8 protein-coding genes are annotated in these 14,415 nt (G+C 53.3%); 4 read left to right on the plus strand and 4 right to left on the minus strand.

Features of this window, described 5'->3' with window-relative positions; genetic code table 11:
- Positions 1 to 7: 7 nt before the first annotated feature.
- Genes ACR3ZL_RS00900 through ACR3ZL_RS00910 form a run of 3 tightly spaced genes read left to right on the plus strand, consistent with a single transcriptional unit; the run spans position 8 to position 6,160 of the window.
- Positions 8 to 1,501, plus strand: coding sequence for a DUF1501 domain-containing protein (locus tag ACR3ZL_RS00900; protein ID WP_473649764.1), 1,494 nt, complete (start codon positions 8 to 10; stop codon positions 1,499 to 1,501).
- Positions 1,498 to 4,695 carry a PSD1 and planctomycete cytochrome C domain-containing protein gene (locus ACR3ZL_RS00905; protein WP_473649763.1) on the plus strand — a complete coding sequence of 1,066 codons (3,198 nt, stop codon included), beginning with the start codon at positions 1,498 to 1,500 and terminating at the stop codon, positions 4,693 to 4,695. Before ACR3ZL_RS00900 ends, ACR3ZL_RS00905 begins: the two co-directional genes overlap by 4 nt.
- A 10-nt stretch (positions 4,696 to 4,705) precedes the next feature.
- A complete protein-coding gene (locus ACR3ZL_RS00910; RefSeq protein WP_486173143.1) occupies positions 4,706 to 6,160 on the plus strand; it encodes a DUF1501 domain-containing protein in 1,455 nt (484 codons plus the stop codon).
- Positions 6,161 to 6,257: 97 nt separating this feature from the next.
- On the opposite strand, the gene ACR3ZL_RS00915 is transcribed toward ACR3ZL_RS00910, so the two are convergent.
- The 3 genes from ACR3ZL_RS00915 to ACR3ZL_RS00925 all read right to left on the minus strand — a co-directional run bounded on the left by ACR3ZL_RS00915 (position 6,258) and on the right by ACR3ZL_RS00925 (position 10,379).
- On the minus strand, positions 6,258 to 7,703 hold the full coding sequence (locus ACR3ZL_RS00915) for a sulfatase family protein (RefSeq protein ID WP_473649762.1): 1,446 nt from the start codon (positions 7,701 to 7,703) through the stop codon (positions 6,258 to 6,260).
- Between the two features lie 55 nt (positions 7,704 to 7,758).
- Entirely contained in the window at positions 7,759 to 8,985 is a 1,227-nt protein-coding gene (locus ACR3ZL_RS00920; protein WP_486173144.1) for a family 16 glycosylhydrolase, read from the minus strand.
- A gap of 167 nt (positions 8,986 to 9,152) precedes the next feature.
- A complete protein-coding gene (locus ACR3ZL_RS00925) occupies positions 9,153 to 10,379 on the minus strand; it encodes a DUF1559 family PulG-like putative transporter (protein ID WP_473649760.1) in 1,227 nt (408 codons plus the stop codon).
- A 190-nt stretch (positions 10,380 to 10,569) separates the two neighbouring features.
- Between ACR3ZL_RS00925 and ACR3ZL_RS00930 the strand changes: the two genes are divergently transcribed.
- Positions 10,570 to 11,763: an AraC family transcriptional regulator gene (locus ACR3ZL_RS00930; RefSeq protein WP_473649759.1), complete on the plus strand. Its 1,194-nt coding sequence runs from the start codon at positions 10,570 to 10,572 to the stop codon at positions 11,761 to 11,763.
- A 68-nt stretch (positions 11,764 to 11,831) separates the two neighbouring features.
- Here the strand turns inward: ACR3ZL_RS00930 and ACR3ZL_RS00935 are convergent, their stop codons facing one another.
- Positions 11,832 to 14,315, minus strand: coding sequence for a glycoside hydrolase family 2 TIM barrel-domain containing protein (locus ACR3ZL_RS00935; RefSeq protein WP_473649758.1), 2,484 nt, complete (start codon positions 14,313 to 14,315; stop codon positions 11,832 to 11,834).
- Between the last annotated feature and the right edge of the window lie 100 nt (positions 14,316 to 14,415).

The raw sequence follows: 14,415 nt of genomic DNA on the forward strand, positions 1-14,415 counted from the left end.
AAATACAATGAACTTAAGCAATCTACAGTGGGAAGCTCGCGCGACCGCTATCGACCACCAAACCCGCCGCCATTTCTTGCGTGGTTGCACGACGGGAATGGGCGCCATGTGGCTAGCCGCTCAACAAGCCTCCCAGGCTCAAGCTTCCAATCGTTTCCAACCGATTCACGACGCGCAAAACCCGCTGAGTCCAGTGGCGCCACCGTTGCCAGCGAAAGTGAAACGTGTCATCTATCTGCACATGATCGGTGCGCCCAGCCAACTGGAACTGTTCGACTACAAGCCGGATCTGGAACGTCTGGATGGCAAGGATTGCCCGCAATCGTTCTTGGAAGGCAAACGTTTCGCGTTCATCCAAGGCACACCCAAGATGCTCGGCCCGCAGTACCCATTCGCACAGTATGGCGAGAGCGGTGCATGGGTTTCCGATCGGCTGCCCCACTTCGCCAAACACGTTGATGATGTTTGCTTCATCAAGACTCTGCAAACGGATCAATTCAATCATGGTCCCGCACAACTGATGGTTCATACCGGACAAGCTCGCATGGGCTATCCATCGATTGGATCATGGGCCACCTGGGGATTGGGAACGGAGAACGAAGACCTGCCTGGTTTCATCGTATTGCTATCGGGCGGACGTCAACCGCGAGTCGGTAAAGCATTGTGGAGCGGCGGCTTCCTGCCATCGGTCTATCAAGGTGTGCAGTGCCGTTCGCAAGGCGATCCCGTACTGAACATCAACGATCCTAAGGGAGTCACGCGTGATAGCCGGCGGACAATGCTTGACACGTTGAACAAGCTAAACCAGCGGGCCAATGCCGAGTATGGCGACCCTGAAACGCTTACCCGGATCGCACAATACGAGATGGCGTTTCGGATGCAGGCCGCAGTTCCTGATGCGATGAACATTGACGACGAACCGGCGCACATCCACGAGATGTACGGCACCCGCCCCGGCAAGGAATCGTTCGCCAATAACTGCTTACTCGCTCGCCGCTTGGCCGAACGAGACGTGCGGTTCATCCAACTATTCGACTGGGGCTGGGACTCACACGGTGCCGCAAAAAGCGAGGCTCTCAACGAAGGCTTCAAGAACAAATGCCATGAAATGGATCGCCCAGTGGCCGCACTGTTAAGCGACCTCAAACAACGCGGCATGTTGGAAGACACCTTGGTTGTCTGGAGTGGCGAGTTCGGACGTACACCTATGCGTGAGAATCGTGGAGGTACCGAGATGAAGTTTGTCGGACGCGATCACAACCCTGGGGCTGCTACGTTGTGGATGGCTGGCGGTGGCGTCAAGTCTGGCTTCTCATACGGCGAGACTGATCCGGTAGGTTATTCGGCTGCTGAAAATCCGGTCCAACTCAGGGACTTTCACGCTACAATGCTGCATTTAATGGGCTTGGACCATGGTCGAACTAGTTACCCATTCCAGGGTCTGGACCAAAAGCTCACCGGTGTCAAACCCGCTCGCGTGATTAAGGAAGTACTTGGATGATTTCGATTTATCGGTGGATCCCATGCTTTTGCCTGGCAGTCATCTTCCAGCTCAACATGGCAACCGCTGAAGAAATCGACGTCAAGTTTTCGCGAGACATCCTGCCCGTGCTATCGGATCGATGTTTCCATTGTCATGGCCCCGACGAAGACAATCGGGAAGCCGATCTTCGGCTCGACATTGAAGAGAATGCGAAAGAAGACCTGGGCGGCTATCACCCTATCGCCGAAGGAAACTTGGACGACAGCGAACTTTGGAATCGCATCACGTCGGACGACGAAGGCGAGGTCATGCCACCGCCGGACTCGCATCGCAAACCCATCACCGATCGAGAACGCGAACTGATTCGCAAATGGATTCTCGATGGTGCCAAATGGGGCAAACACTGGTCATTCGAACCGCCAGTAAAATCCAACGTTCCTGCCGTCGGCAACGCTGGTGAACAAACGGCTCAAGCACTGCATCCAATCGATGCGTTTGTCCAAAAGCGATTGAATCAAGAAGGCTGGACTCTTTCGGCAAGAGCGAAGCCGGTCAAACAACTGCGACGACTTTCGTTCGCACTGACCGGACTGCCCCCAACGCCAGAGCAAGTCGAACGCTTCGTCAATCAGCCTACGGACGAAACATGGCAAACTATCGTCAAGCAAATGCTGGCCTCACCCCAGCACGCCGAGCGAATGACAATGTGGTGGTTGGACTCAGCACGTTATTCGGACACCGATGGGTTTCAACTGGACGATTCCCGTGAAAACTGGCCATGGCGAGACTGGGTCATCAACGCATTCCAGAACAACATGCCGTTTGATGAGTTCACGATTCAGCAATTCGCTGGTGACCTGCTTCCAAATGCGACGCCGGATCAGATTCTCGCAACCTGCTTCCATCGCAACCACATGACCAACGGCGAAGGTGGTCGTGATCCAAACGAGTCTCGCGTTGATTACGTCATCGACCGCGTGAATACCACGGGGACGGTATGGCTTGGACTAACACTGGGTTGCGTCCAGTGTCACACGCACAAATTCGATCCGATCACGCACCACGACTACTATGCACTATCGGCCTTCTTCAACAGCATTGACGAAGACGGTCGCGCGGGCAAACACGCTAAACCCTATCTAAAATACCAATCCAAAGCGGTACAGGAACGAGTCGCCGAGACGGAAGATTTTGTTGAGCAATGCAAGGTCGCTGAACGCAAAACTCACAACGAAGCGAGCGAACGATTCGACCAGTGGTTGGAACAATTTGTCTCCAACCCACCCGCTAACTACCAAGCTTGGCAAGTTCTCGTCCCCTCACCAACCAGCAGCGATGGCACTCGTTTTGAAGTTCAGCCCGATGGTGTGGTTCAAACCCTTGGTCCCACTCCCCGGCAAGACGACTACCGCGTTGAACTAGCCATTCCAACTGGCATGAAGCAAATCACCGGTTGGCGACTGGAAGTCTTTCCCAATCCGGAAGGTCATGTCAAAGGAGCGTACACCCGAACCGGCGAAGGCGACTTCATCTTAAGCAGTGTCCGAGCACTCAGCCGTTCCGCAAACAGTCCAGCCGAACGCGAGATAGAAATCAAGGAAGCTCATGCCGATTACCAGGCAAAGAAGGAGGTGGCAGGTCTCTACACCAAAATCTCCGACACGCTCAATGATGATGCTCGAAACGGTTGGACGACTGCTGGTGAGAAGGAACCCCAAACACACGTCGCCGTCTTTCGGTTTACCAAGCCTTACCCAATCGCTCCGGGCGACCGGCTACAAATCGTATTGCGACATCGGTCCAATGGTGGTCATGCCAACATCGGTCGTTTCCGATTGTCACTGACCGATGAATCCGGCGAGACTGCAACCCGAACCGACGGACGCTCACCGATCGGTGATCTGTTAAACAACTGGGCGCTCGCTAGCAACTCCACGACTAGAACAGCGAGTGATGATCAACCGACGCTAGTTTCCAACGTCGCAAAGAACGAAATCACCCCTGAGATCAAACAACGTTTATTCAATCAGTTTCTCGCCGGTGACACTGATTATCAAGCCAGCAAACATCTCCTCAGCACAGCCACAAAGCAACTAAAGAATCTACAACGCGAGCAAAAAGAACGCTCCGTCATGGTTCTGAAGGAACGAGCCGAACCTCGTGAGACTTACGTGTTGCTGCGAGGCGTTTGGGATGCCCACGGCGATCAAGTCGAACCCGCGGTCTTACCCAGCGTGCTTCCTCGAGATCCTGAGCAAACGAAGTCGAGGCTGGACCTTGCACATTGGCTGGTGGATCCACAAAACCCACTGACCGCTCGCGTCATCGTAAACCAACTCTGGCAATTGATGTTCGGCCAAGGCATCGTGCGAACGCCAGGCGATTTTGGTTTACAAGGTGAATTTCCAACTCACCCTGAACTGCTCGACTGGCTAGCCATTGAACTCGTTCAAAACGATTGGGATCTGCAACACATCCTGCGGCAAATTGTGTCCAGCGAAACGTTTCGCCAAAGCAGCAAAGTCACCCCTGACCAAATCGAACGTGATCCTGAAAATCGCTTGCTCGCCCGTGCTCCAAAACATCGGTTACCCGCCTGGATGTTACGCGACAACGCTTTAGCCGTTTCCGGATTACTGAACCCTGCAATTGGCGGCCCACCGGTGTACCCGTACCAACCCGATGGCGTTTGGAATGAGATCACGATGGGACGTTTTCGCTATCAACCAAGCCTGGGGCCCGCCCAATACCGTCGCACGCTTTATGCGTTTTGGCGACGAGCCAGTGCACCAACGTTCCTGTTCGATAGCGCCCAGCGGCGTGTGTGCGAAGTGGATGTTCGTTTAACCAACACACCGCTTCATGCACTGACCCTGATGAACGATGTTGGCATGCTTGAGGCCGCTCGCGTACTGGCTGATTCAATTGTTTCCCAAAGCGACGGCGCCGAATCAGTCGGCATGTCCGATGGCATCCAACTTCTGGCCAACCGTATCCTCTCGCGAACGCTGAACGACATGGAAAGCAAAGCGATCTCGACGCTTTGGCAACAAGCATTCGAGCATTTTAGCAAGCATGTGGATGACGCCAGTCTTTACAGCACCGTGGGTCAACAATCGACTCCCGATGCTGCTCGGGTCGCCAAAACAGCCACTTGGATGACTGTCGCCAATCTAATCATGAACCTTGATGAGGCCATTTCTTATGAATAGGCATCCTTCCATGACATCCAACCCGAGCGTCGATGCCGAGTCACAGCGTATCCAACTCGCGCGCCGCAGCTTCCTGGCTCAAGGTGGGTTCAACATTGGTGCAATCGCCGCTACTACGATGCTGGGTACTGAAGCCACGCTAGCGGAATCAATCAAGCGATCGCTGCCGCATTTCGCTCCGAAAGCAAAGCGGGTCATCTTCTTGACCCAGTCCGGTGGCCCCTCCCAAATTGAGCTGTTCGAAGACAAACCGGAACTAGCCGCGCTCGCGGGCACCGAACTGCCCGACAGTATTCGTCAGGGTCAACGTCTGACAGGCATGACCAAAGGGAAGCCGCAATTGATTCTGCCTTCTCTAGCGAAAATGTCGCGGCATGGCCAATCCGGCGCCACCGTGGGTGAGTGGTTACCGCACACCGCGTCCATTGCAGATGAGTTGTGCTTCGTGAAGTCGATGGTGACCGACCAAATCAACCACGCACCCGCGATGACCAAGTTCCTGACCGGCCACCAGTTGCCGGGGCGTCCCAGTTTCGGTAGTTGGGCAAGCTATGGGCTGGGTAGCATGAACAGCAACTTGCCGGACTACATCGTGTTGATCTCACGCATGAAACGCGCCAGCGACCAACCGCTGTACGACCACTATTGGGGCAGCGGTTTTCTGCCATCGAAGCATCAAGGCGTCAAACTACGAAGCGCTAAAGATCCTGTTCTATACCTACAAGACCCTGATGGTTTTCCAAAATCGTTACGGCGCGAAATGCTCAACAGCCTTGGTGCGATCAACCAAGATCATTATGCCGAGATGCTGGACCCTGAAATCCAAACGCGAATCGAACAATACGAAATGGCGTTTCGGATGCAAACTAGCATTCCTGAGTTGGCGGATCTAAGCGATGAGCCTGAATCCACTTTCGATTTGTATGGCCCTGATTCCCGTCGTCCGGGCAGTTACGCCGCCAACTGCATTCTCGCCCGCCGTTTGGCTGAGCGGGACGTGCGTTTCATTCAGCTATTTCATCCTGATTGGGACCACCATTCCCGCCTGGGTGCGTGGTGCGTTTCGAGATGCGTTGACACTGATCAACCTAGCGCCGCGTTGATCAAAGACCTCAAACAACGCGGACTCCTCAATGACACTCTCGTGATTTGGGGCGGCGAGTTCGGACGTGGCGTTGCCGGACAAGGGAAGTGGGACGATCCCGAGGCGGGCCGCGACCATCACCCGCGTTGCTTCACCGTTTGGATGGCTGGCGGAGGCGTTAAGCCAGGCCTAACCCACGGAGCTACCGATGAATTCAGTTACAACGTGGTCGAAAACCCAGTCAATGTTCGCGATCTGCACGCCACGGCGTTACACCTCTTGGGCATTGATCACGAACGCTTCACTCATCGATTCCAGGGACTCGACTTCAAGTTAACGGGTGTCGAATCGTCCAAAGTGGTTACGGAACTGATCAACTAACGCTATCGATCCTGATGTCTTCCTAACAGTGATCGGTCCGGCTGTTCAGTAAGAAACTGAACTAACGACGGAGATCAACAACTAGCACTAACGCGTACTACTTCGCGTCAAGTTGATCCACCCACCACTCCAGATATTCCTCATTCGAAAGCTCGGGATCGAGGCCTCTGCTCTTCATTGTCTTTTCGTACCACTTGCGTTTCGAAGCCATCAACGCATCCATATCCACGGTTTTCGATTCATCCACTAAACCCTGATCGTTCGAATCGACGATCCATTGATCGACCGTTTCTCTCAGCTCGCGCAGTCGCTGACTGTGCTCGGGATTTGAGGCAAGGTTGTTCATCTCAAACGGATCCACCCGTAGGTCATACAGTTCTTCAGCCGGCTTCTCATCCGCCATGAAAGGAGAAGTCCATTTGCCCTGGGCATGCAAGACTTTCATCACGGTTTCCACAGGATACATCAGCGTCTTGTAGCTACTGGTTTGCATGTAGGGCAGATCCAGGTGGAAGTTGCGGACATATTTGAAGTCCTGGGTTCGGACGCTGCGAATACGATCGATCGCATCTCCACATCGATCGCGAGCAGCGAACAATTGCGGATGACCGGTCCAGTTTTCATCCAACAAGTTCATGCCCTCTAACTCCGGGTGATCAACTCCGGCGGCAGCCAGCGTCGTTGGCATCATGTCCAACAGTGACACGAGTTCGTCGCGAACCTTTCCAGCGGGCACCTTGCCGGGCCACCGAACGATCAAGGGAACGTGCAGGCCACTGTCGTAAAGCCATTGTTTGCCTCGAACATGCGGGCGACCGTGATCACCGAAGAAGAGCACCAAAGTATTGTCCGCTACACCTTCGGACTGAAGTCGATCAAGAATCGCCCCTACTTTTTGGTCCAGCAACTCAATGCTAGCCAAATAATTTCCCCAATCGGCTCGTGTGACCGGATGGTCGGGGTAATACGGTGGGATTGGAGCGTCAGGGTATTCGTGTTTCCGCTTAACAAATTCCCGATGCGGTTCCTTGATCTGCACCTGGGCAAAGAAAGGTTGTCCATCTTTTCGTTCGGACCAATCCACACCATCAAAGAACTGTTTCGGCTTATAGACAAAGTTCAGGTGGGACTTCGCCATCGATTTATCCGACTTCACGCCGCGACCATTGCAGACGAAGTAGCCGGCTTTTTGCATCAGCCCCGTCACGGTCGGCATGCTCTCGGGAAGCACTGGATAATCATGCGTGTCATGATGATGACCACCAACCGTCGTTTGATACAAACCGGTTTGAAATGCGGTCCTGGAAGCCGAGCAAACCGGTGCGGTCGAGAATGCACGGGTGTAGCGTGTCCCTTGTTGAGCCAGTCGATCGATATTGGGAGTCGAGATTCCAGGATAGCCGTAGCACCCCAACTCGGGTCCCAAGTCATCCGAGACAATCCAAACAACATTCGGCGGTTGATCTTCCCCTGATGCGGCAGGCATGCACACAAGCGTCAGCGACGCCACAAGGAAAAAGATATGTCGAAAAAGTAAGTTCATGGATGTTCGGACTGAAGGAGGGAAGACGGAACGGATGCAGGACTTGTTGGTACCGCTACTTCTTTGATTGATAATACCGAACCCAATCGACTTTCATGCTGGTACCGTCAATCGAATCATCCACCGTACCAGCCCAAGGAATGATCGCCAAACTGAGAAAGATCGGTGCCTCGCTAAAACAAAACTGGTTCGGTTCTCGTCGAATCTCGACCCCGTCGTGATAGAAGACCAGCTCGTCTTCACTCCAATCCAAGCCATAAGTGTGATACTCCGCACCTAAGTCCGCCTCCTCTTTGGGATCCAGAGTGGCCACATCGTGCCAAGCTGTGCCGTCGAATGACTGGATTTTATAGTCGCTGAGTTGTCCCCAACCGGTCCACTTGCCGTTTTTCTTCCAACCATTGATCAATTCAATGCATCCGATCGTCACCTCATTGGGCCAGTCGAACTGAAGCCACTTTTCGCCGTCAGGATGAGACACCCAGCTCGTTGCAATTCCGCCATCCGCTGCATGCGTAGGATCCACTTTGTCATTTAGCCCAGCACTCGCAGTGATCACGACATTGTCCGCGCGTGCGTGATTGATAAGCCCGGGAATGTCCTGATCGGAAGCCTCCGAAAGTGCGTCGGGATAACCTCCCTCGTGGGGACTGAACAACCGCATTTCGCGGATGTGAAACTGCGGTGTGGTTGTGGACGTCAGCCGAAGCTTTTTGGTGGTTACCGGAATTTCAAGTGGAATGGAAAAGTCAGGCCGCATGCCGTAAGCAATCCCTTTGTGGCTACTGGGGTGGCTCTTCTTTCCATCATCACCGACCGTGATGTCGGTCCAATTGTGAATGTTGGTGTTGACCTCATTGGGATAGTGCCCTTCGTTGATGTCGATCTCAAAGCGTTTCCCTTGAGCAGGCTCTGGGCCGCGGGTCATCAACCAAAACGAGTTATTCGTGCCCGTTGCTTCGGCGTACCGATAGCGACATTCGAAGTAGCCATACTTGAATTTCTGGCGGGTCCAAATACTTGCCGAAGTCCACTGCTGCCCGCCACGCTCTTCTTTCTTATTGACCAGCTGCAACACACCATTGGAAACAACCGCGTTATCTCGCCATCGACTGCACAAGATATGGCGGCTGGTTCCATTCTGGGCTTCCCACGATTTGTCGAGGACTGAATCGGCATAGTCGAAATCATCCTGCCACCGGAGCGTCCACTTGGATAGATCCACGTGGCTATCTTTGACCTGAAAACGCTGCGTGTCTTCGGCGTCGGAATGCGTGTTCATCAAAAAGGATGAAGTCAGAAAGATCAGTACCGCGATCTGGGAACTCGGATGTGAAAGTTGCGTGAACATCGTTGGTTCGAAGTCTCTTGGGTGTAGGTCTAGAAAAAAGGCTCGGGTCTCCCGATGGAAGGCCCGAGCCATGAATCGCTTAGCAACAAATGCAAAGTTTAGAGTTCTTCTTCAATCACTTCCTTGGCAGCACGTGTGCCGAGTGAGCCCCACAAACCATAGGGACTTTTGGAGCCAGGAACCGACGAAGGTGGGCCGGCAACGCCATCAAGATAGCTAACCATTTGGCTATTCCCGGATCCGGCTTCGATTGAATCAGTAATGAACTTGACTGCACCGTCGCCCATCAGCACGTGACAACCGCCTTGGTGACGACTGCTGGGACCATAAATCCCCCAACCTTCATCCTTCGCTCCACCATCTTCATGTGTCGCACCACTACTTGTGTACCGATAAGTGGCGACTGCACATGTCGGTGCGTTTGGTGGCAAGATGGTGGTCATCATCGTATAGACCGGATCCGCATCGGCCCAGCGATAACCTCGAGCATTTTCGGTAGCAAAGGTCGTCACTCCGGACGCTGCCCAAAATTGCGGACGCGTTGAATCTGTGTTGGCTTCACAAGTTGACTTCGGAGTCGCGCCGAGCGTCCCGGTAATGTCGCCTCCTAGATACTTAGGCATCGTGCGTGTGTCACGGTCGCCCAAATCGGTAGTGATTTCGCCCATGATCACGGTGTTCGCAAGCCCATCAAGGATGTCGCGAAACGCCATCTTTTGGAAAGACATGAATGCACCACGGCATTCCGCTCGAGCACGAATGGCGTGATCTTGATCGATGTTGGCACTGTTCCAATTTTGGGTTCCGGCCGTCATGGCATACGAACTATCACCCACACAAGCGGCATAGTTGGTTCGTCCCATCGCGGGCAAACCAACACCTGGATCGCTTGGGCATCGCAAGGTTGGGATGTTGGTCATCCATGGCTGATAGTTTGTATTTTCGGGACTTGGCCCCATCGCATTCCAATTGCCACCTTGGTTGCTTGGGTTACTGATTTGCTCCCAAAGTGCCTGACCTTCGACGAAGGGGGTTAGCCCCACGAGCATACTCAAACCGCTCAAGTTCGTTTGAGTCGAAGTAGTCCCGTACCAAGATGTACCCTCTCGCCACGATCCTGAGCGGTGCTTGGGAAGCTGCTTGTAGGCGGAGTGGTAATTGTGGATTCCAAGTCCAAGTTGCTTGAAATTGTTGCTGCAGCTCATTCGGCGTGCAGCTTCGCGGGCTGCCTGAACAGCCGGCAAGAGGAGGCCAACGAGCACTCCAATAATCGCAATCACGACTAGCAACTCGACTAGCGTGAAACCTCTAAAACGCGTCTTCATAAGTACAACCTTTCCAAATTTCGGGAGATGAGACCACCAAACACAGTGAACTACGGTGCCAGATGGTCCGTTAATTATAGAAAAGGCCTTCATTGGCAAAACGACTGTTTGCGGCAATATTCTTTGCGTTTGCGACAGACGCGGGGTATTGTACAACCACCTATCTGTTGTTCTCGAGGATGTACCGCACGTGCGATCAACTGCCTTACCACCAAATCCTCCCTTACCAACAAGGCAGAGTGCCTTCCGCGTAGCAGTCCTTGTGGATACTGCGACCTCATGGGGCCGCAATCTGATCCAAGGCATCACTAGCTATTCCGAGCAACACGGTCCGTGGCATCTGTACGTTCAACCGCGTGGGCGTGAAGATGCGATGCGGTTACCGAAGGATTGGAATGGCGACGGCGTCATCGCTCGCGTGTCGACTGACAAGATTGCAAACGATCTTCGTAAACGAAAACTACCGGTGATCAATATCTCCGGCATCGAGATCGAAGACTGCTCGTTCCCTAGGGTCACCACGGATTATGACGCTGTCGCCAAGTTGGCCGTCGAACATTTTCGATCGCGTGGGTTCCGAAAGTTTGCTTACGTAGGTCCGACGCAGCTCTCGTATGTCCAACGTCATTTAGAAGCTTTTCAACAACACGCTTCTGACGACACCATCGAGCATTTCAAATACACATTTGAGTCGATGGGCAACAGTCGTTGGCTGAATCAAAACGTCAAACTCGCCGCTTGGTTAAAACAACTTAAAAAGCCGATCGCCGTGTTTTGTTGGGGAACGTCGGCACCCTGTCAGGTCATTGATGTCAGCCGTGAGATCGGAATCGCCATGCCTGACGAAATCTCCGTCTTGGCTGGCGACAACGATGACATCATCGCAAAAACCACATTGCCATCCATGTCAGGGGTGATGACGCCTTCGCTGCAGATTGGATATCGCGCCGCCGCAAGACTCGATGAGCTCATGCAAGGAGGTCACGACAATGGCGATACTGAACTGATCGCACCCATCGAAGTTGTCGCTCGTGGATCCACCGAAGCGTTAGCAATCAATGACCCTGAACTTTTAGCCGCAGTCCGGTATTTGCGACAAAAAGCGTTCAACGAATTGACGATCGCTGAAGTCGCCGATTCCGTGCCCATGACGCGGCGAAGCTTGGAACGAAAATTCAATGAGATGTTCGGGCACAGCCCACTCACTGAATTGCGACGATTGCGGCTCGCACGTGTCAAAGAACTCCTTGCCACTACCGACCTATCAATGCCAAAGATTGCCTCAGCATCGGGATTCGGAACTCCGGAATACATGACCACCGTATTCCGCTCGGCAATGCAATCGACGCCGCTGCGATATCGGTCAATGACGCGGGCCCGGTAACCCAGCATCCACCCAGCCAAACATCTAGGTTACGTCACCGCCTAAGTCGACTGGACAACGAAACTCACCTAGTCGGTATGTACGTTTACCATCACATGGGCCGACGCCAGCCCCTGCGAGGTGGCTTTGATTGTGACCAAGCCTGACTCTTTACCTGCCTTAATGATCAACATGCATAAGCCGTTAAAGGCTTCGCGTTTGTCGGCAATGAAAGGGGCCGTAGTCGCTGCATTGCCGTTACCAACCGCCGCGATGATGCCCGAACCTTCTACATCAAAGTGAACTTCATTAGAAGCCAACGGGCAGAAGTTGCCATCGGCATCAGTGATCTTAACCGTCACGTAAACCAAATCGCTACCGTCACACTTGATGGTTTTACGATCAGGCTTCAACTCAATTTGGGCAGGGTCACCAGCCGTTTTGATCTCCTTTTCAGCAACCGCTTGGCCGTTTACATAGCCGACGACACGCAGCGACCCGGACTGAAAGGGTACGTCCCATGAAAGTCGATACTTCGACAGCATGTGATCCGATTCATAGTTATTGAATTTAATCGGCAGCTTGGTTAGATCCTTGCCTTTCACCTTACGGCCCTGCGATTCGCCGTTGACAAACAACTCCACCTCGTCGCAGTTAGTGTACGCGAACACAGGAATCACAGCGTGGCCGGTGCCTTCCCAGTTCCAGTGGGGAAGCACGTGAACCATCGGCTCGGAAGTCCACTGACTTTGATAGAGATAGAATCGATCTTTGGGAAAACCACATAGGTCTACCGCACCGAAATACGAACTTCGCGACGGCCAGTCCGCATTCCAATAACCATTGGTCGAGTTGTCTTTGCCGCCGTAAGGAGTCGGCTCGCCAAGGTAATCGAATCCGGTCCACATGTATTCGCCCAAGATCTCTGGATGTTGTTCCAAAGCGTCGAACTCAATATCGGGCGGGTAAGCCCAAGGTGGCCCAATGATGTCGTAGCTGGTGACCTGTTTACTCGGATGGGTTTGATACTTTTCAATCGGCAGATGGTAGACGCCGCGGCTGCTGGTGCATGACGAGGTTTCCGATCCCACAACAGGATTGTTAGGCAAGTATTCGTTGACGGGATCGCCGTAAGACAACGGCTTGTAGTTCATACCGGCAATGTCGATCTGTCCCGCCATACCGGTTTTGTAAGGCAACGGCCACCAATTGAATCCACAGGTCGTGGGACGAGTGGTATCGATTTCTTTGACGTAGTCGTTGAGTTGTTTGGCAATGCGGTTCCCATCCTCAGCACTGTGTTGTTCCAGAATCTCGTTCCCGATACTCCACATGAAAACGGATGGATGGTTTCGGTCGCGACGAACCATGTCTTTGATGTCACGCTCCGCCCACTCGTCGAAGTACTTGTTGTAACCGTTTTCGACCTTTGGCTTCTTCCACACATCGAACGCTTCGACCTGGACCAGAATCCCCATCTCGTCGCACAAATTCAGTAACTCGTTCGAAGGTGGGTTGTGGCTGGTACGAACCGAGTTCACACCCATCGCCTTCATGATTTCCAACTTTCGCTGGATCGCTCGCCGGTTGGCGATCGCGCCCAGCGGTCCGTTGTCATGATGCAGACACACGCCTTGGATTCGAGTGTGTTTGCCGTTGAGCGAAAAGCCAGCGGTCTTTGAGAACTCAAGCGTGCGAATCCCAAACCGAGACTCCACCGTATCAACCACGGTCGCTCCATCAAGCAACGTCGTTTCCAGCGTGTACAGGTTTGGATTTTGGGTATCCCATAGTTCGGGTTGCTCGACAACTAATTCGGCGCCAGCGGTTCCATCCGCAGAAGACGTCGTCTCTTCGGATGCAACAACGCTTCCCGCTTCGTCCCGGATCGCGTACCGAACCGTCGCAGCACCGTCATCAGCACCCCCATTGATTGTGGTTGAAACTGAAACGGTAGCAGCCTCCTGGTTGATTTCCGGTGTCGTGATCACGGTGCCCCAGTGGGCAACGTGCATCGGATTGCGGTAGTCGATCCAAACACTGCGATAGATCCCGGCACCGGGATACCAACGCGATGAAAGATCTTCGGGTGCTAGTTTGACGGCGATGACGTTGGATTCGCCAGGCTTCACATGATCAGTAATGTCGTACTGGAACTCGATATAGCCAAACGGACGGTTGCCCAAAAAGTGGCCGTTGATCCACACGTGCGCGTTGTACATCGCACCGTCAAAAGTGATCAAAACCTTCTTGCCATCGGCAAGAACCGGCACATCAAACGTTTTCCGATACCAGCCGGTTCCGTGAAACGGTAGCCCGCCGCAACGAGCGTTGTACTTCACGTCAAAAGGTCCCTCGATCGCCCAGTCATGTGGTAGATCAACCGATCGCCACTGGGAATCATCGAGCGAAGCAATTTCGGCTCCTTCGGCGTCCCCGTTATGGAACTTCCATGCCTCGTTAAAGGAATGCCGCCCTAAAAAACTGGATTCCTCAGCAGCCGACCGAAGGACGCCTCCCGAAATCAAAAATGACAAACAAAGACCTGTGACAACCACGGAGTGCTTAAGCATTTTTGAGTCCTGAGTTTTCTAAATCTTGCCTGTAACTTTAAACGTCTCTCAATCGATTGACCCCGATCAGGCCAATCGATTGTGAGGACTTTGCCTTGGT

The sequence above is a fragment of the Rhodopirellula sp. J20-39 genome (assembly GCF_057365095.1).